The organism is Miniphocaeibacter sp., assembly GCF_049276255.1.
Lineage (GTDB): Bacteria > Bacillota > Clostridia > Tissierellales > Peptoniphilaceae > Miniphocaeibacter.
This window is the reverse complement of record NZ_JBASWB010000002.1, coordinates 1-26,915: the sequence shown is the minus strand read 5'-3', so window position 1 is coordinate 26,915 and position 26,915 is coordinate 1. Positions and strand designations below refer to the sequence as shown.

General features: G+C 29.0%; 30 protein-coding genes and 1 pseudogene. 3 read left to right on the top strand and 28 right to left on the bottom strand.

Annotation, left to right across the window (positions count from 1 at the left end; genetic code table 11):
* The 25 genes and pseudogenes from WAO56_RS00310 to WAO56_RS00190 form a co-directional block, all read right to left on the bottom strand.
* A pseudogene (locus tag WAO56_RS00310) lies at positions 1-212 on the bottom strand (IS30 family transposase); the annotation flags it as partial.
* A gap of 237 nt (positions 213-449) precedes the next feature.
* Positions 450-1,073, bottom strand: a complete 624-nt coding sequence (locus tag WAO56_RS00305) for a substrate-binding periplasmic protein (protein WP_422143797.1) — start codon at positions 1,071-1,073, stop codon at positions 450-452.
* Position 1,074: 1 nt separating this feature from the next.
* Entirely contained in the window at positions 1,075-2,121 is a 1,047-nt protein-coding gene (locus WAO56_RS00300) for a hypothetical protein (protein WP_422143796.1), read from the bottom strand.
* Positions 2,122-2,123: 2 nt separating this feature from the next.
* Complete coding sequence (locus WAO56_RS00295; protein ID WP_422143795.1) at positions 2,124-3,404, bottom strand: cytosine permease; 1,281 nt, start codon at positions 3,402-3,404, stop codon at positions 2,124-2,126.
* 181 nt (positions 3,405-3,585) lie between these two features.
* Complete coding sequence (locus WAO56_RS00290) at positions 3,586-3,972, bottom strand: transposase (protein WP_422146173.1); 387 nt, start codon at positions 3,970-3,972, stop codon at positions 3,586-3,588.
* Complete coding sequence (locus WAO56_RS00285; RefSeq protein WP_422146172.1) at positions 3,969-4,136, bottom strand: hypothetical protein; 168 nt, start codon at positions 4,134-4,136, stop codon at positions 3,969-3,971. The genes WAO56_RS00290 and WAO56_RS00285 overlap by 4 nt, the downstream gene beginning before the upstream one ends.
* Positions 4,137-4,349: 213 nt before the next feature.
* Positions 4,350-5,258, bottom strand: coding sequence for a cyclic pyranopterin monophosphate synthase MoaC (gene moaC / locus WAO56_RS00280; protein ID WP_422143794.1), 909 nt, complete (start codon positions 5,256-5,258; stop codon positions 4,350-4,352).
* On the bottom strand, positions 5,259-6,209 hold the full coding sequence (gene moaA / locus WAO56_RS00275) for a GTP 3',8-cyclase MoaA (RefSeq protein ID WP_422143793.1): 951 nt from the start codon (positions 6,207-6,209) through the stop codon (positions 5,259-5,261). It lies immediately after the preceding gene.
* Between the two features lie 118 nt (positions 6,210-6,327).
* Complete coding sequence (gene ccmA / locus WAO56_RS00270) at positions 6,328-7,344, bottom strand: heme ABC exporter ATP-binding protein CcmA (RefSeq protein WP_422143792.1); 1,017 nt, start codon at positions 7,342-7,344, stop codon at positions 6,328-6,330.
* Positions 7,328-8,185: an ABC transporter permease gene (locus WAO56_RS00265; RefSeq protein WP_422143791.1), complete on the bottom strand. Its 858-nt coding sequence runs from the start codon at positions 8,183-8,185 to the stop codon at positions 7,328-7,330. The genes ccmA and WAO56_RS00265 overlap by 17 nt, the downstream gene beginning before the upstream one ends.
* Positions 8,169-8,990, bottom strand: coding sequence for an ABC transporter permease (locus tag WAO56_RS00260; protein ID WP_422143790.1), 822 nt, complete (start codon positions 8,988-8,990; stop codon positions 8,169-8,171). The genes WAO56_RS00265 and WAO56_RS00260 overlap by 17 nt, the downstream gene beginning before the upstream one ends.
* A gap of 15 nt (positions 8,991-9,005) precedes the next feature.
* Complete coding sequence (locus WAO56_RS00255; protein WP_422143789.1) at positions 9,006-9,794, bottom strand: alkaline phosphatase family protein; 789 nt, start codon at positions 9,792-9,794, stop codon at positions 9,006-9,008.
* Positions 9,784-10,878, bottom strand: a complete 1,095-nt coding sequence (locus WAO56_RS00250) for an ABC transporter substrate-binding protein (RefSeq protein ID WP_422143788.1) — start codon at positions 10,876-10,878, stop codon at positions 9,784-9,786. The genes WAO56_RS00255 and WAO56_RS00250 overlap by 11 nt, the downstream gene beginning before the upstream one ends.
* 230 nt (positions 10,879-11,108) lie before the next feature.
* Positions 11,109-12,119, bottom strand: a complete 1,011-nt coding sequence (locus WAO56_RS00245; protein WP_422143787.1) for a cell wall-binding repeat-containing protein — start codon at positions 12,117-12,119, stop codon at positions 11,109-11,111.
* Between the two features lie 144 nt (positions 12,120-12,263).
* Positions 12,264-13,193 (bottom strand): hypothetical protein, encoded by a 930-nt coding sequence (locus WAO56_RS00240; protein ID WP_422143786.1) that lies wholly within the window; start codon positions 13,191-13,193, stop codon positions 12,264-12,266.
* Positions 13,190-13,765: a PilW family protein gene (locus WAO56_RS00235; RefSeq protein ID WP_422143785.1), complete on the bottom strand. Its 576-nt coding sequence runs from the start codon at positions 13,763-13,765 to the stop codon at positions 13,190-13,192. The genes WAO56_RS00240 and WAO56_RS00235 overlap by 4 nt, the downstream gene beginning before the upstream one ends.
* A complete protein-coding gene (locus WAO56_RS00230) occupies positions 13,725-14,072 on the bottom strand; it encodes a type II secretion system protein (RefSeq protein WP_422143784.1) in 348 nt (115 codons plus the stop codon). Before WAO56_RS00230 ends, WAO56_RS00235 begins: the two co-directional genes overlap by 41 nt.
* A complete protein-coding gene (locus WAO56_RS00225) occupies positions 14,056-14,478 on the bottom strand; it encodes a pilus assembly FimT family protein (protein WP_422143783.1) in 423 nt (140 codons plus the stop codon). Before WAO56_RS00225 ends, WAO56_RS00230 begins: the two co-directional genes overlap by 17 nt.
* Before the next feature lie 15 nt (positions 14,479-14,493).
* A complete protein-coding gene (locus WAO56_RS00220) occupies positions 14,494-15,660 on the bottom strand; it encodes a hypothetical protein (protein ID WP_422143782.1) in 1,167 nt (388 codons plus the stop codon).
* A 13-nt stretch (positions 15,661-15,673) separates the two neighbouring features.
* Complete coding sequence (locus tag WAO56_RS00215; protein WP_422143781.1) at positions 15,674-16,399, bottom strand: prepilin peptidase; 726 nt, start codon at positions 16,397-16,399, stop codon at positions 15,674-15,676.
* Positions 16,396-16,767 carry a prepilin-type N-terminal cleavage/methylation domain-containing protein gene (locus WAO56_RS00210; protein WP_422143780.1) on the bottom strand — a complete coding sequence of 124 codons (372 nt, stop codon included), beginning with the start codon at positions 16,765-16,767 and terminating at the stop codon, positions 16,396-16,398. The genes WAO56_RS00215 and WAO56_RS00210 overlap by 4 nt, the downstream gene beginning before the upstream one ends.
* A gap of 10 nt (positions 16,768-16,777) precedes the next feature.
* Positions 16,778-17,863, bottom strand: a complete 1,086-nt coding sequence (locus WAO56_RS00205) for a type II secretion system F family protein (RefSeq protein WP_422143779.1) — start codon at positions 17,861-17,863, stop codon at positions 16,778-16,780.
* Positions 17,853-19,064 carry a GspE/PulE family protein gene (locus WAO56_RS00200; RefSeq protein WP_422143777.1) on the bottom strand — a complete coding sequence of 404 codons (1,212 nt, stop codon included), beginning with the start codon at positions 19,062-19,064 and terminating at the stop codon, positions 17,853-17,855. The genes WAO56_RS00205 and WAO56_RS00200 overlap by 11 nt, the downstream gene beginning before the upstream one ends.
* Positions 19,065-19,148: 84 nt before the next feature.
* On the bottom strand, positions 19,149-19,829 hold the full coding sequence (locus WAO56_RS00195; protein WP_422143776.1) for a TIGR00266 family protein: 681 nt from the start codon (positions 19,827-19,829) through the stop codon (positions 19,149-19,151).
* Positions 19,830-19,848: 19 nt separating this feature from the next.
* Positions 19,849-20,598: a class I SAM-dependent methyltransferase gene (locus WAO56_RS00190; protein WP_422143775.1), complete on the bottom strand. Its 750-nt coding sequence runs from the start codon at positions 20,596-20,598 to the stop codon at positions 19,849-19,851.
* A 259-nt stretch (positions 20,599-20,857) separates the two neighbouring features.
* Here WAO56_RS00190 and WAO56_RS00185 point away from each other — a divergent pair, with 259 nt between their 5' ends.
* Positions 20,858-21,940, top strand: a complete 1,083-nt coding sequence (locus tag WAO56_RS00185; protein WP_422143774.1) for a helix-turn-helix domain-containing protein — start codon at positions 20,858-20,860, stop codon at positions 21,938-21,940.
* A gap of 29 nt (positions 21,941-21,969) precedes the next feature.
* Here the strand turns inward: WAO56_RS00185 and WAO56_RS00180 are convergent, their stop codons facing one another.
* Complete coding sequence (locus tag WAO56_RS00180; protein ID WP_422143773.1) at positions 21,970-22,470, bottom strand: GNAT family N-acetyltransferase; 501 nt, start codon at positions 22,468-22,470, stop codon at positions 21,970-21,972.
* A gap of 132 nt (positions 22,471-22,602) precedes the next feature.
* On the bottom strand, positions 22,603-23,982 hold the full coding sequence (locus tag WAO56_RS00175; RefSeq protein WP_422143772.1) for a tyrosine phenol-lyase: 1,380 nt from the start codon (positions 23,980-23,982) through the stop codon (positions 22,603-22,605).
* A 167-nt stretch (positions 23,983-24,149) separates the two neighbouring features.
* Here WAO56_RS00175 and WAO56_RS00170 point away from each other — a divergent pair, with 167 nt between their 5' ends.
* Together WAO56_RS00170 and WAO56_RS00165 are read left to right on the top strand one after the other, a co-directional pair.
* Positions 24,150-24,800 (top strand): GntR family transcriptional regulator, encoded by a 651-nt coding sequence (locus WAO56_RS00170; RefSeq protein ID WP_422143771.1) that lies wholly within the window; start codon positions 24,150-24,152, stop codon positions 24,798-24,800.
* Between the two features lie 16 nt (positions 24,801-24,816).
* Positions 24,817-25,122 (top strand): rhodanese-like domain-containing protein, encoded by a 306-nt coding sequence (locus tag WAO56_RS00165; RefSeq protein WP_422143770.1) that lies wholly within the window; start codon positions 24,817-24,819, stop codon positions 25,120-25,122.
* A 1,151-nt stretch (positions 25,123-26,273) separates the two neighbouring features.
* On the opposite strand, the gene WAO56_RS00160 is transcribed toward WAO56_RS00165, so the two are convergent.
* A complete protein-coding gene (locus WAO56_RS00160) occupies positions 26,274-26,447 on the bottom strand; it encodes a hypothetical protein (RefSeq protein ID WP_422143769.1) in 174 nt (57 codons plus the stop codon).
* Between the last annotated feature and the right edge of the window lie 468 nt (positions 26,448-26,915).

Genomic DNA, 26,915 nt, shown 5'->3' with positions numbered 1-26,915 from the left:
TTGCTTTTACCTCTAGAAGAAACAACTGTATCTAGTTCCCAATGTCCAAATTCTATGCGTTTCTTTACATGATTTGGTCTTTGTGATATTGATTTGCCAATATTGAATTTGCCTCTAGTTTCTTTAGAATTCCTACTATTTCCTTTCCTTCGCAAAACCTTTAAATCGACAGATAAAACTTTAGAATAAATCCAATTATATATAGTTTTAAAAAATCATGACCACCTGCTATTAATGTGACCCCAAAAAGTCCAACTTTTTGGGGTCACATTAATAGCAGGTGGTTTTATGTTTCGTACGCTACGCGTACTCAACTGTCTAAAGACAAAATAATTATCAGGCAGCTATATAGCTGCCTGATATAAAAATAATTTGTTATTTTATTGTATACCAACACTATTTGACAAAGAGCCATAATATATAATGTATATTACTTATATAATTTATTTTCACATACTAACAGAATTAATCCATTTGTTAAATTCATCTCTAATATCTTTTTCTTTGAACATAACAAACAATTCCCTAGTAAACCCTAATCCTTCTATAATATATAGTTTCTTATTTATGGTGTCTTTTAAACTATTAAATACCCCTATATCAAATACGGCAAATCCATCTTCTGAAGAATTTAAATGATTAATTAACCCCTTATCATTTTTATAAGCTTTTTTATACTTTTTATCTATACTATCTATTATATCTCCATAATTATATCCTTCTATTACAGCTAATATTTTCTTCTTTTTCAATATGTCTTCTATTTTCTGTATTTCATTAGACATTTTTTTACTATTTGTAATTATTCCTGTTTTAGCATCTCTAATTTTATCAGAGAAATATGATGTTTTTTCACGTTCTTTTGTCTTTTGGACTTGAAATACCACATCGATTTCTCCATTTATAAATTTTTTTTCGATAGCATTCCAATCACCTAGAACAAACTCAAATTCATAATTCATTTTGTCGAAAATTGATTTGATAAAATTATAATCGCTACCTTGTATTTCCCCTTTTTCATCAATATATTGATATGGTGGAAAATAATCTGCACCAATCATTATTTTTCTCATATTACTTTCCTAATTTTTTTGCTAATTCTTTTAACTCGGGATGAATATATTTTCCTTTATCCAAAATTTGCTCATCATCTAACCACACACTACATTCTAAGCTAATACCATCAACATGACTTTTAGCCACTCTTGGTTCTCCTCCTGAATAGTTGGAACCTTGATGACCAAATCCCCATTCTGTACTACCCCATACTCTCTCATCTTCTGTAGTACATCCTTCTAATTTAGCATTTGGACTACAACCATAGCATACATGTGCAGCAATATACATGTTAGGATCATTAAGAGATTCAAAATATTCTTTAACTCTATTTGCTAACTTGCCTCCCTTAAATTCAACAATCTTACCTTCTTCTACCACATATGTAATTGGTTCTGATAAAACGCCTAGATCTAAATCTCCTCCTCCACTAAGGGCACCATCAAAAACTATTTCTCCATTTATAGTATCTTCTTTAGGAGCCCAACCAATTTGACCTAATAAAAAATGCGCTCCTGGAGTTGAATAGTCTATTTCGCTATTAATTGGTCTATTTGGATCATTTTCAAAAACTACATTTGTTCCAGCTTCATTTGTAATTCTTACTTTTTTTGCTTTTTTGGTTAAATTAGTTAAAAGAGTTTGAAATTCTTCTTGTATTTTTATATCTACAGCACCAATATTTCTATATATTCTTTCTATCCCAAGACCACCCAACATAATTTGTCTAGTTCTTCCATTATTAACAGCTTTATCCCAAATAGGTGAATAAAGTAACCATTGATCATTAAGCTCTATCCATACATCTGTTTCAGTTACACAAGCTTTTAATGGATCTGGTAAATAGTCCATTGTAAGAGCACCATATCCTTTTGGGGTTGAATGCCATGCTAGCATTGCTTTACACCCTAAAGCATCTGCGACTTTTACAATTTCTTCTCCAACAGATACGTCACTAATTGAATCTTGAGTAACTAATACACTTTCGCCTGGTTTAACCTTTGCCATTTCCTTCAACAGTTTATAAACTGTTTTTGTTAATTCCATGTCCATTTTTCTTGCCATGTTTATTCCTCCTTATTTGTTTCTTTTTTGATAGTTAATTTCATTAAAATAAAATACGCTAAAAATGCCACTATTAATGAATTTAATGAGGCAATTCCCATTTTAATTCCAAATCCTACTGCTATTCCTAATCCCCATGATATAATAGCTCCCCAGTTCCAATCTGGTAATTTAGAAAGTCTTTCATCACTATAGCTCATATTACTTATCAAATAATAATCACATATTATTACACCTGCCATTGGCGGAATTCCCACTCCTAATATTTCTAACCAGTTTGTAAAGTTATTTGCTATCCCTGCTGCACCAAGTATAGCTCCAATAATTCCTATTATTATTGCTATATAAGATCTATTCACTGGAATAATATTTGCTAAGCCTAACGAAGAAGTATATAAGTTATTATCATTAGTAGTCCACTGAGCAAGTACCAAAACTAATAATGCTGGTATTCCTAATCCAAGCATTATCATTGCTTTAGGCAAATCTCCTATACCTGTTGCTAGTGTTGTTAAATATCCTGCTAATATAATAAAAGTATTAGCTATTATGTATCCAAATGTTGTAGCTATTAATGATGCGCTTGATGTTTTAGAATATCTTGCAATATCTGCCTGTGCAGATGCTCCAGCCGCAAAAGACCCTACTACTAAAACTATTCCTGTTGATATTCCAAAAGATTTTTCCGGAACTATTTTAGTTATTTCATTCCAACCTCCTACTGAATTTAACGCTGCAATAACTCCAATTGTTGCACATATTGCAATAGCTGGCACTGCTATATTACTTAAAACGCTCAATCCTTTTATACCTACAACTGCTGTTAGCATCATTAATATTGCACCCCAGAAACTTGCAATCTCTGGTTTTGTTAAAAATCCAGCATTAGGTAACATAGCATTGATAGTATTCCCAAAAAGACCAGCTTGTACAGAAAACCAACCTCCCATTGTTAAAGCTAAAACTAAAGCTACTATCTTGAATCCCTTCTTCCCAAAACTAAACATAGCTAATCTTGAACTCGATAAACCTTCTCTCGTTCCTATAAGTCCCCCAAATCCACCTATTACTGATAGTATTAAATTTCCCACAAATGCTGAAATAAATGCCTCTTTAATATTTAATCCTTCTGCCATTGCAGCTCCTGTAAACAACCCTGACATTGAAATACAAAATCCTGCCGCAATTAATGCCACATTTATTGTACTTTTCCTTTGATTATAAGGAACTCTTTCAGTCGCGAAATCGTTTACAGTTGTCTGTACATCATAATTTTTAGACATCTTTACTACCCCCTTAACTAAAGTATATATGATAACTTTTTGAAAATCATTGGAAAATATCTAAAATATTTTCTGTTTTTTTGTTTTTTTGCACAATTAATAATTATTTTAAATAAACAAAAAACACAGAGCTAACTGTGTTTCAGATTGAATATTTGATAAATATTTACTCATTTCGAAATTAAACATAAAAACAGGAATAGTCTTTATCCCTATTCAATATAATATTTGCTAATTTCTTTAAATTCATGCAACCAAATAAGAGGTATAGTTCATTTTTAACTTTTTCTAACCCTCTATGCAGTATATATCTCATACCATGTAATTCTTTGGCATCAGCAAATACCCTTTCTATTGTTTCTTTTCTCCTACTATGTTTTTTCTTAAATCCTTTTGCATGTCTAATATCCTCACATTTCTCTATATATTCTTCCCAAATGTGTAGAATTACAACTTTTTGATTATTTTTACTAATGGTTGAGAAATGTGGTATTTTTTCAGTTAATCCATACTCTAAATACAATCTATACGCAGTGTTAATATCTGTTTCTTCTATCGTTTGTCTCATAGATCTAATCCCAAACACGTATTGTAATATATTAATTTTATTACAACTACAGGATTTATACTTTCTGCTCCTGTTGTAGCGTAGAGATCTTCTACTAGGTCATAGATAAAGCTTGAGTTTAGAGCTTTGTCTAGTTTTCTAACTAAATGGTCTTCTGATACCAATGAATCTAAACTTAGTATTTCTATTTATATTTTACTTATTTTGTCTTTTTTACCCATCATTTGATCACCATAGTATATTTACCCAGTTTAAAAGGCTGTTGACAATGAAATGTCAACAGCCTAAACACAGAACTAACTGTATCTTTTGTTTATTAGAAATATTAATTTTTTAAATTTAGTTTGTATACTGTATTTCAATAATTCCATAATATATTAAAATTCTATTATTTTTATTTTATCCCCTTTTTTTACTTGTCCGTCTTTTAGGACCTTAGCAAATATTCCTTCTGTTGGCATTATACAATTTCCAACTTTCTGTTTTATTGCACAACCTGAATGGCATTTTTTACCAATTTGGGTTACTTCTAAAACAGCTGTTCCCATTGTAAATACAGTACCAACTGGAATTTCATGTAGAACTAAACCCTTTGTTGTAATATTTTCGGCAAAATCACCATCTTTTAAGTCCGGTAGTCCCATAGCCTTCATTTTGTCTATACTTTCAACGGCTAATAAGCTAACCTGTCTATGCCAATCTCCTGCATGGGCATCGCCAACAAGACCATGGTCTATTTTTAACTCTCCTACTTCAATAGGAGTCTTTATTACTCCCTTAGTTTCACTAATATTAACATCTAATACTATTCCTTCTTTATTGTCTGCTATAAAATGGCCGGACTTTCCGCCTTCTTTTTCCAATAATCTCATATTTTCTATTCTCATTCCCCTATCCATTGCTTTACACATATCATATATAGTTAAGGCTGTTGTTGAGCAAGCATTTAAAGCTTCCATTTCAACACCGGTTTTTCCTACTGTTTTTACTGTTGCAAAAATATCAACGGTATTTACTCCTAAATTAAAACTTATATCTACACCTGTAAGAAATATATTGTGGCACATTGGAATTGTTTGTGCTGTATTTTTTGCAGCCATTATTCCGCCAACTTGTGCAACTGCCAATACATCTCCCTTTTTTATTTGTCCTTCTTTTATTCTATTTAAGGTTTCTTCTTTCATTATAACTCGGCAGGTAGCAGTGGCAACTCTTTTAGTGTCGTCCTTTTTTCCTACATCTACCATTTTAGCTCTACCTTCTTCATTAAAATGTGTTAATTCCATTTATCCTCCAATTTCATTCATGTCTGTTGTATTGTATTCTCCATCTAGGAGATTATGTTTTTCCGGCTTTTCCTCTATTGCATTTACTATTATTTTTTCTATATCTTCACCGCTTCTTAAAGGCTCTAATAAATCAATAAATATATTTGAATGAAGACACATTAAAAGTTTTCCCTTACTTGTTAGTCTTACTCTATTACAATTTCCACAGAATTTACAGGACATAGGGTTTATAAATCCAACATTTCCTTTAGCATTTGGCAATTTAAAATATTTTGCAGGACTAGAGATGTCCTTATTTTCAATAGGAGTTAATTCATCATATAGTTTTAATAATTCCTCATTTGATATGAAATTATCCTTATATTTTATAGCCTCTCCTATTGGCATTAATTCAATAAATCTTACAGAAATATTCTCATCTTTTGTTAAATTAACAAAATCCCTAAATTCATTTAAGTTGAAATTTCTCATCATAACTGTATTTATTTTTATTGGGGTAATATTATACTTCTTACAAGCTTCTATAGAGTCAAGTACGTCTTGTAAATTCCCCCCTCTTGTTATTTGGGAATATTTTTCTTTATCTAAAGAATCCAGGCTAATATTTACCCTGCTTAAACCAGCTTCTTTTAATTCCTTTATTTTATCCTTTAGAAGAATTCCATTTGTAGTCATAGCAATTTCTTTAATGCCAATTTCCTTACAGCCTGAAATTAAATCTACAACTCCTTTTTTTACTAAAGGTTCTCCCCCTGTAATTCTTACTTTTGTAATTCCTAATTTCTTAAATACTGCAACTATTTTCAAGTACTCTTCAATAGTCATTACATCTTCATGTTCTACTTTAGGAATACCTTTTTCCGGCATACAGTATTTGCATCTTAAATTACATTTATCTGTAATAGAGATTCTTAAATAATTAATATCTCTACCGAAATTATCTTTCATTTAATCACCTATTTTTATTATAGCATAACGGTATATATTCCCATATATCTTGTAAAATTTATTTTATAATCTTGTAAAAAAATAGTAAAGATAGAATAACATTCCATCTTTACTATTTTTAAGATATTAACCTTTTTTCTTTAGGGATACTAATAATTGAATCTTTTCTTATATATATTTTATCTATTTTTTCTTCTTTATCAGAATAATTATTTATTTTATCAACAATTAAATTCTTACCTTTTTCACTTTTAAATAGATATCTTTTAATAGCTCCTAAAATTATTATTTTTTCAAGCTCAACATCAATTGCAATAGAATCTTCTATTTTCTCTAATTTTATCATTTCCGGTCTTACATAGTAAATATACTCTTCATTAAGATTATTTGAATTTTTTGTTTCTAATTCTGAAGAATTAAACCTATTGAAGCTACCAATAAATTCTGCTATAAAATTACTTTCCGGACAAGCATATAATTCCTTTGGAGTTGAGGATTGTATTATTTTTCCTTTATTCAATACAAAAATTCTATCACTTATGGCCATGGCTTCTTCTTGATCATGAGTTACAAAAATCATAGTAATATTCAATTTCTTCTGTATTTTTCTTAAATCCATTTGAAGCTGTTTTCTAATTTTAGCATCTAATGCACTTAAAGGCTCATCTAATAATAGTATTTTTGGTTCTGTCACTAAAGATCTGGCTAAAGCAACTCTTTGCTGTTGTCCTCCTGACAAGGTTTGAATATTTCTGTTGGAAAATTCTTTCAATTGTACTATTTCCAATATATTATTAACTTTATTCCTTATATCATTTTCTGGTAGTTTTTTAACTCTTAAACCAAATGCTATATTTTCAAAGACCGTCATATTAGGAAATAATGCATATTGTTGAAATACAAATCCAATATTTCTATACTTTGTTGGAATACTATCTATTTCTTCTCCATCTAACAATATTTCTCCCTCTTCTTGTTTTTCCAAACCTGCTATTGTACGAAGTAAAGTTGACTTACCACAGCCACTAGGTCCAAGTAATGTTACAATTTCCCCTTTTTGAACATAAAAATCAATAGAGTCTAATATTTTTTTATTTCCAAAATATAATGTTAGATTTTTAACTGTTAAATACATTTTCCAAACCCTCTTTTCTTTCATATAGCTTTTGCTTATTAACTTCTTCAATCTTTGATTTTTCAATATGTCTTTTCTTTTGTTTGTTATTAATAATAAATACAAATATTGCTACAATAAGTAAGAAAATAAAGTATAATATCATTACAGCACTTGCTAAATGACCATTTTCGTTCATTCTTCTCATCATATATATTCTTATAGTTTCAAATCTTCCACCTATAAGCAAATTTGTTAACATATATTCGCCAAAAGATGCTGAAAAAACCATTAAAAATACCAATGTAGTACCTAATTTGATATTAGGTATTATTATTTTTATTACAGTCTGTACCATAGATGCACCTAATGTTGATGCTGCATCAATCATTTCACCTATATTAATTAATTTAAGCTGATTATTAATCCCTAAATATGTTATAGGCAATAATGTTATAAATAGAGCTCCTACTAAAACTATAAACATAGGAATATTTAATTTACTATAAGTTCCAAGTAAGGCAGTAACAAGTATTACTCCCGGTATAGCATAAGGTAGTAGAACAATAGATTGTAAAATTCTATCTACCCTAGGAAAATACAATCTTACCAAAATTAATGTAGGTATCATTATAATTAAAATCACTATTGATGTTATAAGTCCCAATATAAAAGATCTTGTAACAGCTTGAATAAAAGCCGTATCCTTAAATAATTCTAAAAACCATTTTAATGTAAAGTCCTTAGGTAAAATACTATTATCCCATTTTGTAGATGTGCTGTATAAAATTGTACCAATTATAGGTGTTATGAAATAAAGTCCAAAAATTATTAGTGGTATTTTTCTAATATTCTTTTTCAATATTTTCTTCCTTTCTATTATGTCGCTGAGAAAGCCACATTATTATAAGCATAAAAACTCCAAAAACCGTTGCCAATGCACTACCCATATTCGGTTTAGCAAAAACATCTCCTGCTACTAATGCAGATATTCTTATTGTTAATAAATTTATATTACTACCTGTTAAAGCATAAGCCGTTTCATATGTTCCTATACCATTAGCCAATAAAATAATAAAAGTACTAATCATTGTCGGTTTTAAAAATGGAAATGCAACTTTTCTCCAATAATAAAAATTTGAAGCTCCTAATATATCAGCTGATTCCTTCCATTCCTTTTTTATTTCTCTCATACTAGGATACAAAAACAATATTCCCAATGGTATTTGAAAATACATATAAGTTAAAGAAAGTCCCCACCAAGAATATAAATTAAAATTTTTTAATAATGGAATTATCATTTTTAGCACACCGGCATTTCCAAGTAAAATAATAAATGAAAATGCCAATGGAATACCGGCAAAGTTTCCGGCTAAATTTGATATTGTAATAATTTTTTCCTGTGTTTTAGGAGACAAACCCAGTAAAGAATAACTAATTATACAAGCTCCTATAAAGCCTAAAGTTGCTGAGAATAATCCTATAACCAGACTATTTATAAAAGACTCATAGTAATATTTATTCGCAAAAAATTCCTTATAATTATCTAAAGAAAAAACTTCTATTCCATCCAGTTTAAAACTTTTTATAACCATTATTATTAAAGGTATTATTAAAAATGCCATCATAATAATTATTAGTGGCAATAATCCAACTTTTTTCTTCATAAAACTCCCTTTCTACTAATGGTGTAGCAATAGCAACTTCTCTAACAGTCCGGCTATTTCTATTTGACTGATTTCATCAATATTATTTTTATAGTACTTAGAAAAAATATATAAAGGGACTTCTCTATGAGAATTTAGCGTACCCCCATGAAGTCCATTTTCATCCATACCATGATCAGATGTAACCATTACTTGATAACCCATCTCTAACCAATTGTTTAAATATTGTCCAATAATATAATCCGCTTTATTTACTACAGCTTTATATTCCCTTGAGTTAGATGTAAATTTATGACCAATATCATCAATATTCATAGAATGTATTAGTAAAAAATTCGGTTTTCTATACTGTAATAAAAAATTCGCATCGGCAAATAAATGTGTATCAGGATAATTATCTTCATAGTAAAAAATACCATTCTCAATTAGATTTTCAGTATCTAATTGTATCCTATGCTTTTGTTCATTAAATGGAGTCTCATTATATAATTCACTGTACCAATAATAAGCTGCTGCAGCTGTTGTTCCTCCAATATTCTTAACTTTTTCAAATATGGATTTTTCACCGGATAAGCTATTGTGATTATTTGTCAAAATTTTATTTTTATAAGTTGGTACCCCTGTCATTAACACTTCATACAAAGGTCTGGAATTACTTGGCAATTCAGATATTACTTTTATCCTCGTTGCCAAACCATTTTCTACATAGTGATTTAACAGTCCCATTTGTTCAATTGAGGTATCATATCTACATCCATCTAATACAACAAGAATTAAAGCCCTTCCTGTATTTTTATTTTGCATGGCTTAAAACCTCACTTTGCCATAACTCAGGTAACTCTAAGGAAGTTCTATCCCATTCCTCATTACTTTTTACAGGTTCCGCTGATTTATATGCAGAATTAGGTAATAATTTACTTGCTACATCACCAGATAACTCCACACTAGTTCTTATAGGTCTTGCATATCCTTTAGCTAAATTTATTTGTCCTTCATCTGATAAAATATATTCTCTAGCTAATTTAGCAGCATTAGGATGAGGGGCATACTTATTGATTAAAGTCGTATATCCACTGATAATTGAGCCATCTGATGGAATTAAAACTTCAAATCTTTCAGAATCAAGTTGATCCTTATAATTAAGCCCATTAAAATCCCAAACTATTGCAATATCTATTTCACCCTTTTCTAAATTGGCAAGACTTGCATCCACAGAAGAAAGTCTACCTTTTTCTGCTATTTTTCTAAAATAATCCAATCCTGGTTTAATATTTTTTTCATCTCCATCATTAGCAATTGCGGCGGCTAAAACTGCAAATTGAGCTTGATTCGCCTTTGTTACATCACCTACGGCAACTTTATAATCACTTTCTAATAATTCCTTCCAAGAACTAGGTATATCTTCCACATTATTCTTATCTATCATAAATGCTATCGTTCCTGTATAACTTAAAAGCCAATGACCTTCCTCGTCTTTAGCCCAATCCGGTATTTCATCCCAATAACTGGTTTTATAAGGCAAAGTTAAATCCTTATTTGTAGCAATAGGACCAAAGCTAATTCCTACATCACCTATATCTGCCGTTCCATTTTTCCCTTCTGATTCAAACTTTGCTAATTCTTCAGCACTTGACATATCTGTATCGGAATGTTTAATACCGTACTTTTCTTCAATGTCCTCCCATGTACCTACCCAATTAGCCCAAGTGTCCGGCATACCAACACTTGCCAATTCTCCTTCTTTTTTTGCTTTTTCAATAATAGTTTCTAAACTATCATCTTTAGAAACATTTTGTACTTTGGTTTTATTATCTGAGCATCCAGATAATACACCTATCATAATTGTAAAAACTAAAAATAAAGAAATTATTTTCTTTGTTGTATTCAATTTATTTTTCCCTCCTTATTCTTTTACCTCTTTAATATTAACTATACTTTTTTAAATTCATATTTAGTCAATGTTATGTTAAAGTTAAAAAACAATTTAATGTTAAGGTTATGTTAAATAATCAAATAAAATTAGCTACAGTATAATATAAAAAAACCAGAGCAAAATATTCGCTCTGGAAAAAGTCTAACTTTTTGGGATCACCTTAAAAGACTGGCAATTAACTTAATCTATTTTGAATTTCTTAATTCATTTTCTACATTTGTAGATATAGAATTTTCTCCTCCTATAATTATTATATTTTTTATATCTTTAACATTTTTATAATCATATAAGTCCTTGTTTTTTATGTAGTTTTTTACTACTTCGGGTAAATTATTTGGAGTTGATAAAAGTATAGGAGCATTTTTCACTCCGGCAATTGATGACGCAGCTAATGCATCTGGATAATCCTCCCCATTTACAATTACTACTGTATCAACTTCCATTCTTAAAAATGTATAGTAACTTTCTGCCACATTAACAGCTGTTTCATATCTGGTATTACCTGCAAATCTATTTTTGTTGTTACCTTCTGGTACACTACTAGTTCCACCAAAAACATGCATAAAATCCATGTCTTGTTTTTCTTTATTCATATTAGGAATGAGTTTTACTATACCATAAACATTTGCCCATTCTCCTAAAAATGGTCCTGCACTTAAGGCATCGGCAAAATAATTCCCATCCATTCCTGCATATAAGCTTATGTATCCTGTTTGGCCCTTTAACTCTTCCCTTTTAGCTCCAATTTTTTCAGCTGTTTCCACTCTGTCTTTTCCAGCTAATCTTTCTGTTTTTATTCCCAATGCCTCTACACTTTCTTCTATAGTAAAAGGAATGGATTCTATTCCGCCTAAAATATAAACATGTTCAACTTTTAATCTACTTAGTTCATTTTTCACTTCTTCCTTTAAGGAAGAACCATCAACTAATAGTATTGGTACATCTATTTGAGTTACTAAACTAGCTCCTACTAAGGCATCGGCAAAATTTTCTCCACTGGCTATTATTGCTGTTTTTGAACTTTCAAAGGTTCTTTTGCTTATTTCTAGAGAGGTGTTAAACCTATCGGTACCTGCTATTCTAATAATATTTAAACTTTCCTGGCTTTCTGGTAAATTATCTGCAAAGGAAATGCTAGTTAATAAAGTTGTAGTTACAATAGTTGTTAACATCAATTTACTAAAAAACTTTTTCATATAATCACTCCTTTTTCCTATACTAATATTGTATTATAAATATTTGATAAATAAATTACAAAAAAGTTAATAAATTATTACATAATAGTTACAAATTAAAATTACTCCAATAAAAAACCCTCCTAGTCTATTACTAGGAGAGTCTTACATTATCCAAAATTTATCCCATATATATTCTTCTTTTATTTCCAGTACTTTATTGATTTCTTCCAATATTTCCCTATTGTATTCTACTCTTCCATTAAATTCTTCATTTTCAATAACTTTTCCCTTAATATTAAGTTTTTTAGAGTCCCTATTATTATTTATTAATATTCCCTTTAAATTAATAGTAGCTGCCTCTGACTCTAGATTATTATTTACCAATATACCTGAAATGTTAATGTCTTCACTAGAAATTATTGTTATTGAGCTTGTATTAATAAAATATAATTTGTCCTCTTCTATTTTACTTCCATTTTCTAGTAATAGCAGGTTAAAATCTAATTCTTCATCTTCACTATTATTGTATTCTTCTACTAATTCATTATATTTAAAATTATCTATATAATAGCTTTCATTCTTATTGGAAAATAGGACAATATCTCCTACTATTTTTTCTAAATCATTATTAATTAAGAGATTATAGATTTCCTCGTCTTCCTGTATTTTTACAATTTCATCATCATTTAATATAGGATTGTCCTTTAAAGAATATACTATACTTGAACTAGTAAGAGTGTTTTTATACCTAATCTTATAGTTTATTATAAATTTATTTTCTTGGTATTTTTCAATTTTAGCTGTAATGTTTCCACCACTTAATATTTCATTATAGTCTATTTGAAAATCTCTTTTTCCATTAATGGTCTTTTTTATTTCAGAAAATAATTTATTTAATTCTATATTGTATTCTTTACTATTTTTTATTTTATTGGCTATGGATTCTGAAATTAAACAATTTTGATAGTAGTCCTTTTGATTTTTATTTACATTATTTTCCAAATCTACTCCTACTAAAATTACTGTTATTAAGGTAAACACCAATATAGATACAACTAGGGCAAATACCGATATATATCCCTTGCTTTTCACATTCCTAACCCTGCATATATGCTACTTTCATAGGTTTTCTCTATTCCCTTGTCCTCACATTGGAAATTTAAATGTACAAATTTTTCATTAGAATTAAAGTAGGTTTTCTTTGTACTAACAATATTTTCTGCAATATTATTTGTACCTATATTTGTGTTTTTTATTCCCTCTTCTATAGGATTTTCCATACCTATTGAATACCTTATTAGTTTTCCATTATTTAAGTAATAGTAAATATATTGATAGGGATTTTCTTCTGACTTATAAGGGGCAACTTCTAACAGAAAACCTAGATTATTGGATTTAGGATTTGTAATAAATTCATCTATCTTGTAAATATTAAGGCTGCGCCTAATTTCCTTTTCAATATAATCTATTGCATAGCGGCCATTGTTGTCTAATTTGTTTCTGGATATACTAGAGTCCATAATTTTGCCTGATACTGCCATTATATAGGAAATTACTATTATTAATATTGAAGCTATTCCCAGTGCTACTATTAATTCTATTAAGGTAAATCCTTTTTGCTTTTTATGGTAAAAGGACTTCATAGCTAATAATATCCTCTTCATTTCCAACTCTCCATATATCTAGTTTCAATTTACTTAGGTTTTCCATTTGACTAATACTATAATTATATTTAAAATCCTCTTTTAAATCATTTGTAATATCTACGGTTTTATTATTATAAATATCGGATTTTATACTTTCCATTATATGTTTACTGTAGTCTATTAACTCCTTGTCCTTATCGGTTTTTACTTCTAACTTTAAGGTATTGGCTAGTGTTGGTAGTAAAAATGCTGCAAGTATTCCAATAATAGCTAGTCCAACTATACATTCTAATAGGGTAAATCCTCTACTATCTTTTTTCCTCACTAAGATTCACCTTCCCTGTTGCCACTTCTACTGTAATCTTATACTTTTTATTTTTACCTATAAAATAAATTGTCCTTGCTTCTTTCGGTGCTCCTGTTGATTTAAATATTATATTAACATTACTACCATCATAATCTAAGACATCAAAATAAATATTGCATTTTTCATTTGCCGATGATAATTCTATTTTTTTACTACTCTTCTTAAAAAAGAATTTATTGTCATATCCGGTGTTTATTGCATTGTTTCTTGCAAAATTCAAACTATCTACTATGGAGTTTATTTCCATTTTTTCCTTATATTGACCAATGAAATCAAATTTTATTACTCCAATTCCCAAGATTATTCCCAGTAAAAATATTGCTACTAGTAATTCTATTAATGTAAATCCTTTTGTTTTTTTCATATGAAACCCTATTGATTATTCAAAATATATGTCTAAATAAATGTTATTATCCTTGTCAATTAAACCATATCTTGTACTTTCATTTCCTATTAATTGTAGGTGGTTTCCACTAAATTCATCTAGTAAGACTTCATACAATCTGTCTTCTTTTACATATAGATAGTGTAATTTTCTAGCTGTGTCCAGCATTATACAATTATCGGTGTTATTACTTGTAAAGCCATAGAGTATTTCCTTGTCGTATATTTTCTTCCTTGCTCTTTCGTCCCTTAAATTAATATACATAAATTTAGTTCTTTCATTGTCATTTAAATCCGTATAGGATGCTAATATTCCATTTTCAAGAAAATTATAATCGTAAAGTTGCTCCTGGCCTTCAATGTAGGCTTTTTCTATGTCCCCTTTTTCATTAATTGAATAGAAATAGGAGCCTTTTTCCTCATTTACCAAGGCGAAAATCTTATTGTTATTTGAATAGATGTTATGGTCTACCTCATATTCAAATTGATAAAATTCTGTTGAACTGTCATCCTTTATTTTTCTTATTCCTAAATAGCCTTCATTTTCATAGGAGTAATAAATATCTCCATTTATTTTTACAAATTTTGAACGGTACCTATTTGTATAATTTTCATCTATAATTTTAAAACTTCCATCATATTCTATTCTTGCTATATTGTTTTTTATTTTAAATTTACTAGCCATGTTTAAAGTAGGGTCTGTAGGGTCAACATCTGTAGGAGCTACTTCCCTTGATGGAGCCTCATCTTTAAAATTAAGCACTTCATAGGAAACAAAAATATCTCCACTGTCAACTATTAAATCTAAAATCCTTATATTTCTTTCTAATTCTACTGTTCTAACAATTGATTCATTTTGAAAATCATATATTATTAACTTTTCGTTTTCATTGATTTTAAGCTCTGAATTTGATTCTTCATCTTCCTCACTTGCTGGATAATCTACTAGAATATACAATTTGTTCTTATAGGCTTTAAATATATAACTTTCACGATTTTCTATAATAGGAAGTTTATATTCTGACACTGAATATTCTATTTTTCCCTCTTCTATTGTCGATTCTTCTTTTTCTACTGTTTTAACTTTTTCTTTTGAATTACAAGAAACCAATAATCCAATGGAGATAATAATTATTAATAGAATATTTATGGTTTTTTTCATTGTATTTCCGTCCTTATATTTGAATTTTTAATAACTCTAATAAAATAGTGGAAAAATATGATAATGAAATAATTGGAACAAATGGTATTTCATATTTTATATTTTTGTTTTTTATTATTAAAGTTATTCCTATTATTAATCCTATTATACCTATATTAATGAAAAATACAGAAATTTCATTAAAGTACATATTCATAGTTAAAATTGCTATTAGTATAAAATCACCAAAACCAGCCTTATTTTTTATTGATAAAACATATCCTAATAAGATTATTACTATTAAAAATATTGTTTTTATTATTAAATCAAACTTTATCCAGTATCTAGCTAAACTTATAGGAAAGGATAGAATAAATAATATTATTAAATGTTTAGTGTATATGCTCCTTGTTTTAATATCTATTATAGACATACCCAATAATAATGATAGAAAGGTAGAAAGTAAAATTCCTAATAGGGGATTATCTATTAAATAAATAACAATTAAATATATTAATCCACAAACAATTTCAACTATAGGGTATTGTATTTTTATTTTGCTTTTGCAAAAACTACATCTTCCCCTTTGAAAAATATAGCTTAAAACAGGTATTAAATTATATATTTTCAATTTCCTGTGACAATTATCGCAAGCAGATGGTGGATAGATTAAAGATTTGTTTTCTATTGTTCTGTCAATAAAAACATTAATAAAGGAGCCTACTACTATACCTACTAGAAAAGAAAATAACTGTATCATTTTTCTTCTTGTAATTTACCAGGCTCTACTGTAACATCTCCAGTTTCTGTTATTGTTACTATGTAATAAGTGCCACCTTTCCCTTCCAGTCCTTTTATTCCCTTTGGTACTTTAGGGTACTCTGCAAGGTAGTCCTTTGCTTTATCCTCTTCACCCCACTTTGTGCCTGTACCGCCATTTGCTATGTAGTTTAAGGCTGCTGACTCCAATATTCTTACATTGGAGTTATGGGCAGTTATAAGACTTTTTTGCCTGGACTCCTTGTATTTTGGTATTGCTATTGCTGCTAAAATTGCAAGTATTGCTATTACTACTATTAGTTCTATTAAGGTAAATCCTTTAAGCTTTTTATTTCTTAATTTATTCACAAAAACCCTCCTAGTAATTATAATTATTTATAATGTCAAACATTGGTATTGCTATTGAAATTACAATAGTTCCTACAAAGAGAGCCATTAGTATAATAATAACCGGTTCGAAAACTCTAAGTAAAGAATCTATTGCATAATCCGATTCTTTTTTATAGTAATTTGAAACTATTTCCAGTATTTCTCCTAGTTGACCTGTTTCTTCCCCTACTTCTATCATAGAATTAAATAATTGTGGCAAAATATCGGTATTATTAAAAGCCTGGCTAATATTTATTCCTTCCTTGATTTCATTAATGGCTTCTTCTAATTTCTCCTGTAAATAAAGGTTATTACTTCCTAAGGAAATAATTTCCAAAGATTCTATAAAATCCACTCCACTTAAATAGGATATAGACAGGGCTTTTGATATTTTTCCCGTTAATATTTTTATGTAGTTTTTTCCTATAATTGGCAATTTTATTTTTATATAATCAATTCCTCTTTTAAAGGACCTACTCTTTTTTATACCAACAATAAATAAACCTACCATTGCTAGTATAAAGATAATAATAAATAGAAAATTCCTGTTAATAAACTCACTTATAGTAATTAATATTTTAGTAAGGGTTGGTAATGCCATATTACTACTTTCAAATAAGGAAACAAAGGTAGGCATTACATACTTAAAAACAAAAAACAAGACTATAATAGTTGTTACTATTAAAATAATAGGATAGGTTAAGGCCCCTTTTACCTTCTTTGATGTTTCATCTTCTTTTTCATAATATTCCGCTAATCTTTCACATATATTAGAAAGTTTCCCACTTTCCTCTCCTGTTTTCATCATTGTTATTAAAAAATCATCGAATATTTTATGTTTGGAAAAGGCCAAACTTAAATAATCTCCCTTGTTTAAATCCTCATAAACTATATTTAAAAAATAATTTAAACTCTTAATTTCCTTTTGGTCTTTTAAAATATAAATTGCCTGGTCTGGTGTAATTCCACTTTTTAAAAGAACACTAAACTGCCTTAAAAATATTGATAAATGTCTCTTATTTAAAGAAAAATAAATTGGTTTATTTAAAAGCTCCTTAAACTTGCTAAACTCCATTTTGAAACTCCATATTTAAAGACAGATTCATTACTTCATCAAAAGAAGTAGTTCCATTATATAAGTCAACTAAAGCCTTCTGTAATAGGTTTTTAATATTTTTATCCCTGCCTAAATTCCTTAATTTGTCTAGGTCAATATTCTTCCTAATAATTTTTCTAAAATCCCTATCTATTGGAAGAATTTCCATTACAGCCTTTCTTCCTAAGTATCCCTTATTACATTTATTACAACCAACAGGTTTGTAAATGTACTTTGGAATTTCTACCTTGTCTATGGTTTTTAAAATATCCCCTTGTTCTTCTGTTACCAATACCCTTTCCTTACAATTATTACAAAGGGTTCTTATTAACCTTTGAGATAAAACTCCCTTTAAAGATGCCCTTATTAAATAATCCTCTATATGCATATCCAATAATCTTATTATGGCAGAATAGGAATCACTAGTATGTAATGTGCTAAAAACCCTGTGACCTGTTATAGCTGCCCTAACGGATATTTCTGCCGTTTCCCTGTCCCTTGTTTCCCCAACTAAAATTATTTCCGGATCTTGACGAAGTATGGACTTTAAAGTATTTGAAAATCCTATTCCAGCAGTTTCATTTATTTGAATTTGATTAACACCATCTATTTTAAATTCAACGGGATCTTCCACTGTAATAATGTTAATGTCCTCCCTATTTAACTCTTTAATAAGGGAATATAAGGTGGTGCTTTTCCCACAACCTGTTGGTCCAGTTAAGTAGATTAGGCCATTTTCTACATTGGAAATACTTCTTATTAAAGATATATCCTCCTTACTAATTCCTAATTTGTCTAAATTTACACTAGCTTCGTCCTTGTTTAAAATTCTTAAAACTATTTTTTCCCCATAAATAGTTAAAATTGTAGAAACCCTAATATCAATATCCCTGTTGTTTAAGGTAAATTTAAAGCCTCCATCTTGGGGAATTCGTTTTTCTGCTACATCTAATTTAGCCATGATTTTAATTCTTGTAGTAAGTTTGGAAATTTCTTTTAAATCATGGTTTTTAACTGTAAATAATTTACCGTCAACCCTATATCTTATACGGACTTTATCTTTTAAAGGCTCAATATGAATATCTGATGCATTTTTTTCAATTGCTTTATTTATTAGATTATTAACTTCTTCAACAATATTGATTTCTTCCTTGGATTCTAAAATCTTTTTTGAAAACATTTCTCCTCCCATAAAACAAAAACACAAATCCCTTTAAATATAATACTATCATAATTAAAGGCAGAATTTGTGTTTTTTAACATATTAATTTCCTGAAGGAAGTAGAGAGCCTATTGCTCCTGCTATATTACTTAAAGGCATAGATTGTAAAACAACCCGACCTGGGCCAGTTATAATTGTATTAAAAAGTCCTTCTCCTCCAAATAAAATATTTTTAACCCCTGGTACAGATTTAACCTCTAAACTACAGGTTGAATCCATTGCAGCTAAATGACCAGTATCTACAACTATTGATTGTCCTTCTTCTAAGGTATATTCTACTGCATGACCATCTATTTCAATAAAGGCCAATCCTTCTCCAGACAGTTTTTGCATAATAAAACCCTCTCCGCCAAAAAATCCGCCACTTATTTTCTTATTAAAAAATATTGAAAGCTCCACTCCTTCTTCACAAGCTAAAAAAGCTCTTTTTTGTGCAACAATACTATTATCTGAAGAAATATTAAAGGCCATAATACTGCCTGGAAAACTTGAAGCAAAAGCTATCATTCCTGGACCATTTTTAGCAGTATATCTATTTTGAAACATCTTTTCTCCAGAAAACATTCTTCCAAAGGCTTTTCCAACTCCTCCTCTAGTAGTCGTTTCCATTTTCATATTTGGTGACATCCAACTCATGCCACCTCCTTCAGAAATAATACTTTCTTCATTTTCCAAATTACATACAACTACCGGTAAATTATCGCCTAAAATTTCATATTCCATAAACTTCCCCCTTTTTTAATTATTTTCCCTTTTCACAAATAAATAAATTATGATTTGATATACCCTGCATTTCAGGTTTTTCACAAATATAAAAATGATATTTTAACCATGCATTAAATTCATCTTCTGTAAATGCATTAATTTTCTTTGTTACAAGCTCCATAATACCATCTTGTGCAATTATCTTTAAAAGCTTTAACTTGGAATTTAATAACATTTCCTTAAATTCATCTATTGTATGAAAAACAAAGGGCATATTCTTTAAAGTAAATCCTTCTTTAAATAAACTGTTATCTCTTAAATGTTTTGGTCCTTTATAAACAAAGGTTTCAGTAATATTAACCATATCGTTATTAATAATAGAAATAAAGATTTTTCCATTTTCCTTTACTACTCTTTTACATTCTCTTAATAATTCCATTCTCTTATCATAGCTTTCCATATGGTAAATTGGTCCAAAACAAAAAATTATATCCATGGAGGCATCTGATAAAGTTTTAATATAGGACAGGGCATCTGAGTTAACTACTTTTATTGAATTTTCTGATTTTTCCTTAATAATATTACAGTGTTTTTCAACTAATTCTACAGCAGTAATTTCATGTCCAAGATTATTAAAATATATACTATAAATACCTGTTCCTGCACCTAAGTCCAAAATATTATCAGAATCCTTTAAATATCTTTTAACATATTTAATAGTTGTTAAGAACTCTATACTTCCCGACTTACTAGCTAATCTCTTATCCTCATCAAAAAAATCATACAAGCTATTGATTTTTTTCTCTTCGTCTCTTATTTCACTAATTTTATCAAAACTTTTTTCATTTTATACCTAGCCTTCAACTTTATTTTAGGAAAATGCAAATACTTTACTTCTCTATTTTATACTATTCTATTTTTATTATCTATAAATTAACTTTTAGTTAAATTATTGTATTAGAAGTTAATTTTCTTTCAATTGTAAAGAATAGTTTTCATTGATAGTATTATATTAACAAATAGCTATTTATTTTAGGAGGTTCAAGATGAAAATTAATGAAATTATTAAAACAAAAAGAATAGAAAAAGGACTTACCCAAGAACAAGTAGCAAATATATTAAATATTTCTACCCCGGCAGTGAACAAATGGGAAAGCGGAATAAGCCACCCTGACATTACCCTACTTCCTGCCTTGGGACGATTACTTGGAGTAGACATGAATACATTACTTTCCTTTAAGGATAGTTTAACAAGACAGGAAATAGGCATTATAGGCAATGAAATAATGCAACTAGTAGACAAAGAAGGATTTGACAAGGGCTATGAACTTGCAATGGATAAAATTTCCGAATACCCTAATAGTGAACTTCTTTTATTTAATTTAATACTTATGTTACAAGGTGCATTAATGACCTATCCTAGTGAAAATTCCCAAAAATATGAAGAAGAATTAGATAGTATGCTAAACAAATTAGTTAATAGTAAGGATATAGAAATTAGGGAAACTGTCTATGCAATGTTAATTCCAAAATATATAGACAATGATGAATTAGAAAAAGCTGAAGGGTTAATAGATAAACTCCATAGTGAAAATCCGTCAGTTAATAAGACAATATTACAAACTAAACTCTATGTAAAACAAAAAAACTATAACAAGGCTTTAATAGCACTAGAGTCTAAAATCTACTATACAGCTATGAATTTACAATTATATATTTCTTCACTAATGGAAATTTCCGCCTTAGAAAAAAATATGGAAGATGCAAATTACTTTGCTAATCTTTCCGATAAATTAATGAAGCTTTTGGAAATGCCAAATAGCTATATGAAATCAAGCTTTTTAGAACTGGCAATGGAAGAAAGAAACATTGAAAAAACCTTAGAATATTTAAATAATTTAGTTACTTTAGGCAGTGAAACTATCGACTTCAAAAACTCCAGGCTATATAAGCATATCCCGGTAAAAGAGAATTATAGCAGTAGGGAATTTAGAAATATATTTTTAAAGTCCATGTTAAAGGAATTAAAAACTTCAAAAGAATATGATTTTTTAAGAGAAGACGAAAAATTTAAGGAATTACTAAAAAAATATGAAGAGGAAATAGAAAAACTTGAAAGTAGCAATTAAGGCTACTTTCTTTATTTTCCTTTTAAATTTTATAAAATCTTTTGGTAGGCAACTCTTAAATCACCATTTCTTAGAAAAATTCTTCCACATTCTAAAAATCCATTCTTCTCCAAAAAATTCCTCATTTTAAAATTATCTTCATGGGTGTCAATTCTAATATTATAAACACCTTTTGAAAGACAGATTCCTTCAATTTCTTTTAGCATTTTACCAGCATTTCCTTCTTGTCTATAATTAACATTTACAGCAAAACGGTGTATTGTACAATACTCCTCTTCATTTAGCCAGTTACCATTAAAAATTAAATCATAGGTTTTTTCCCCATCAAAAATAATAGCAGCAGTTCCTTTTATTTCGCCATTTTCTTCTAGTACATAGGAATATTCCATTTCCATATCCTTTACTAAACTGGATTTATTAGGTCCTTCATTTTGCCACTGGTCAACACCGTCAGTTTTTAATGATTCCGACGCTTTTTTATATATTTCTAAAATACTGTCTATATCTTTTGCCTTTGTATGTCTTAACATATTAAATCTCCTGTATTATATTTAATAATATTATACAGGAAAAAATATTTATATAAAATTTAATATTAAAAAAACACATTTCCAAAGTTGACTTGCCTTTCCTTAGAAATGTGTTTTTCTTATTTTATAGTATTAGATATAGTCAAATCTTGCAGTAAAGAATCTTAGTTGTTTAGGCTCATAAACAAATTTTAAGCCTCTTATATCTTCCTTATGATTGTATAATTTAATTACCGCATCTGCTACAACATCCATGTGCTTATAGGTATAAACCCTTCTTGGAATAGTAAGTCTTACAGTTTCAAGTTTTGGTTTATGGTTCTCGCCGGTTTTAATGTCCCTACCAGCAGAAACAATTCCTCTTTCCATAGACCTTACACCGGATTCTAAAAATAATTCATTTGCTAAAGCTTGTGCCGGAAACTGTTCTTGGCTTAAATGAGGACAGAATCTTCTAGCATCTAAAAATACTGCATGACCACCTACTGGCTCTACAATAGGAACACCTGCTTCTTTTAGTCTTTCCCCTAAATATCTTACTTGTAAAACCCTGTATCTTATATATTCATATTGCATAGATTCCTTTAGTCCTATTGCTAAAGCTTCCATGTCCCTACCAGCCATTCCACCATATGATGGCATTCCTTCATAAACTACTACTAATTCTTTTGCAGCCATAAATAAGTCTTCATCGTTTAAAGCTAAGAAACCACCGATGTTTACAATACCGTCCTTCTTACCACTCATTGTAGCTCCATCTGAATAGCTAAACATTTCATAAACGATTTCCTTTATGGTTTTGTCTGCATAGCCTTCTTCTCTTTCTTTTATAAAATATGCATTTTCTGCAAATCTTGTTGCGTCAAAAAACACCTTTATTCCATGTTTATGACAAAGTTCAGATACTTCTCTCATGTTTTTCATTGACACCGGTTGTCCACCAGCTAGATTTACAGTAACAGCTAAACAAACATAAGCTATATTTTCAGCACCTTTTTCATCAATTAACTTTTCTAGTTTATTTATATCTATATCCCCTTTAAAAGGAATATCCACTGTAGCATCATGGGCTTCATCTCTAATAATATCGACAAATATTCCACCATTATGTTCTTGATGGTATCTTGTTGTAGTAAAGTACATATTTCCTGGAACATATTGTCCCGGTTTAATTGCTATAGATGATAATATATTTTCAGCACCTCTACCTTGATGAGTTGGAATAATATGCTTTACTCCTAGAAGTTCTTTTACAGTTTCTTCCAGATGTTCAAAGTTTCTACTTCCAGCATAGGCTTCGTCACCTAACATCATACCTGCCCATTGCCTATCACTCATAGCATTTGTTCCACTATCTGTAAGTAAGTCAATGTAAACATCTTTTGATGGTATTAAAAATGTATTATAACCTGCTTCCTTTGCAACTCTTTCTCTTTCTTCTCTGTCAACAACTGCCACTGGTTCAACCATTTTTATTTTAAACGGTTCTGCTGGGTATTTTGAATAGTCCATTTAATGCCTCCTATGTAGTTTTGTTTTTTACAATGCATTATGCATTATTTCTATGCCTTTATAATATCATAAATTTCTAAATAATCAATAGTATTTTAAATTTATAATTAATTGATTTGAATTTTCTCTAATGCTATAATTCTATATAATAAAGAAGTGGAGTAGATATGATTAATAAACTTAGCCTAAATGAACAAATATATGAAGCAATTAGAAAAGATATTTTTACAAATAAAATAAAAAATGGTTCTATTCTTGTAAATAAGGATTTACAAGAGCGTTTTGACGTAAGTTCCAGTCCAATAAGAGATGCTATTAACCGCTTAGAACAGGATGGTTTAATTTGTAAAATTACCCGTGCTGGTGCTGAAGTAATAACTTTAGACTACGATAAAACAAAGGAAATTAATGAACTTATGCAAATTATAACATCTGGATCTATAACTTTAGCTATAAAAAGTGAGAATAAAAAAGAACTAGATAAAAAATTAATAGACCTATTAAAAATTCAAAAAGAATACTTAAATACAGATAAGTATTTTTATTATGACTATTGTTTTCATAAACTATTTTTCGAGTATTCTAATAATGAGTTCTTAATTAAAATCTATAACCAGTACAATGTATTATTTGAAATGGCTGTACGGTCCTTAGATACACTTTATAACAATGAGTCTAAAACCATTCACAGACAACAGTCCTTTGAATGTCATGAAAAAATTACAGAGAGTTTTATAAATAATAATTTAGAGGAAACTTTAGAATCAATAAAAGAACACTATAATCATGCAGATGAAATATTTGAAAAATACTATTAATTTATAAGGAGACAAAATGGACAACACAATATCGGCTTTAGACTTAGAACTGCTAATGGAAAAAGAAAATATAAATATAATTGATGTAAGAGATGAAAATGAATTTAAAAGAGGGCATATAAAAAATTCAATTAATATTCCCTTAAAAAATATTGAAGAAAAATGTATAGATTTTAAGGAAGATGAAACTTACTATATTATATGTAAAAGTGGTATGAGATCCAGTAGGGCCTGTCAATTCCTTTGTAATTCAAAGAATTTTAAAGCAATTAATTTAGATGGTGGAATTATGTCCTGGAAAGGTGAATTAGTTACAGACTAATAGATAATTTAATTTAAAAATACCGGAGTATTTCTCCGGTATTTTCATGTATTTACGGCTATGTGAAATCTTCTCTGTAAATTAGATTTTTCTACAATAAGATAGTTTCCTTTTAAGGCTGAAAATCAGTTTTTTTGATTTTTAGTCTTACTTGTTTTATAATACCTATTTGATTACATGTCAAGGGCACCTGCGAATGCAGGTGTTAATTTTACCCTTGATTTGTAATCTAAATAGGTGTTAATTCATCCTATCCTGATACATAATCACGAAGAGAACGATAAGGATACTTTGAACCTATACTCACTCGCTTTTGATTATAGCATGTAGTTTTATATTCCCTAACTACTTCTGCTTTTGATGAGAGCAATGATCCTCCAACCCCTAACGCTAGAGCAACTACTTCCTTAACTCCTGCCGGGGGTAATCCTAACAATACCGATATAGCAGATAAAGCCATTCCTACCTTAACCTTTGTTGAAGTAACTTTATATGCTCCAAAGGTTCTAATAAAATATAAATATCCTGTTCTTTTATTATAGGTACCTTTTGCAAGATATTGACTGGCAATTGTGCCTCCATATTTTGCCTGTGCTTTTTTTATAGCCTTATTACTTTCACTACCCCTGGGAGATATATCGTCTTCATCAATAATTTCAAAGTCTACTAGAGGTGTTGATATACTTTCTATACTAGATTTATTTATAGTATTATAAATATCGTTAACTAAATCTTCTACATTTTCATCTCTGGAGATCTCGTTTATTTCTAAGTTTCCTACTTCAATTCCACTATTTTTATTAGAGTTTTGGACGCTGCTTCTAATATTTATAATAGAATCTTCATCTTCTTTATTTAATACATATTCAATTAAATTTCCATTTTCATTAGAGTAAGCTTCTATTACTTTACCATCCTTTATAGCAAAAGATTGGATAGTATCATCAGTTTGCTTATAGACATAGGTGATGTCATTAATTTTACTTACCTCATAGAAGTTTTATTTTCTTGAAATGAATCTTCTTTGTTTCTGAACGATAGATGATAGAATCATTGCTTGCTTTAGAAACATTTGAAATAGGTAATGATGACAGAATCATTGTTGCTACCAGTATTTTTGATAAATATTTCTTCATAATAAATTAACCCTCCTATAAATCTAAACTTCTTTTCAAAACCCCAACATGATATATAATAAAGTAAGTGGCCATTATTAGAAGAAGTATGCTATCAAAACGATTAGACAGCTTCGTTGCAGAATAAATAAAATGTATTCCTATTAAAATGCCTAAAACAGAGCCTATTATACCCATAATCTTTTTCATAACAAATCTCCCCCTTATAATATTTTCGAACCTTGCGCCTGGTCTTATAAACTAATACAAATTAGAAATCCATTTTGTTACAAAAATATAAATTATTTTCAAACTACACGATATCTTTACATTTTATATAAATTAATGATCAATTAAATAAAATGTAAATTCATTTGATATATAATTAATCATAAGTAAATCTTTAGGAGGAAGTATATGTTTGTATTAATGGCTATTGCCGAAGAAGCTGGAATTGATATTGGTATGGCAACCCTTTTTTAGACAATTTCATGTCAAACACTTCATTGAATTTCTTAATGACTATAAAATATTTCCAAGAACTAGTCTATGGTAAAGGCGTTGCCCAAATTAAAAGACATAATTTGCCATAGCCTAAACCTTGAAAATATTCTTATCTATTTATAGAAATTCAACTTGTCATATGTAATTTTCTGTATTCTATAGGACTTAGATATC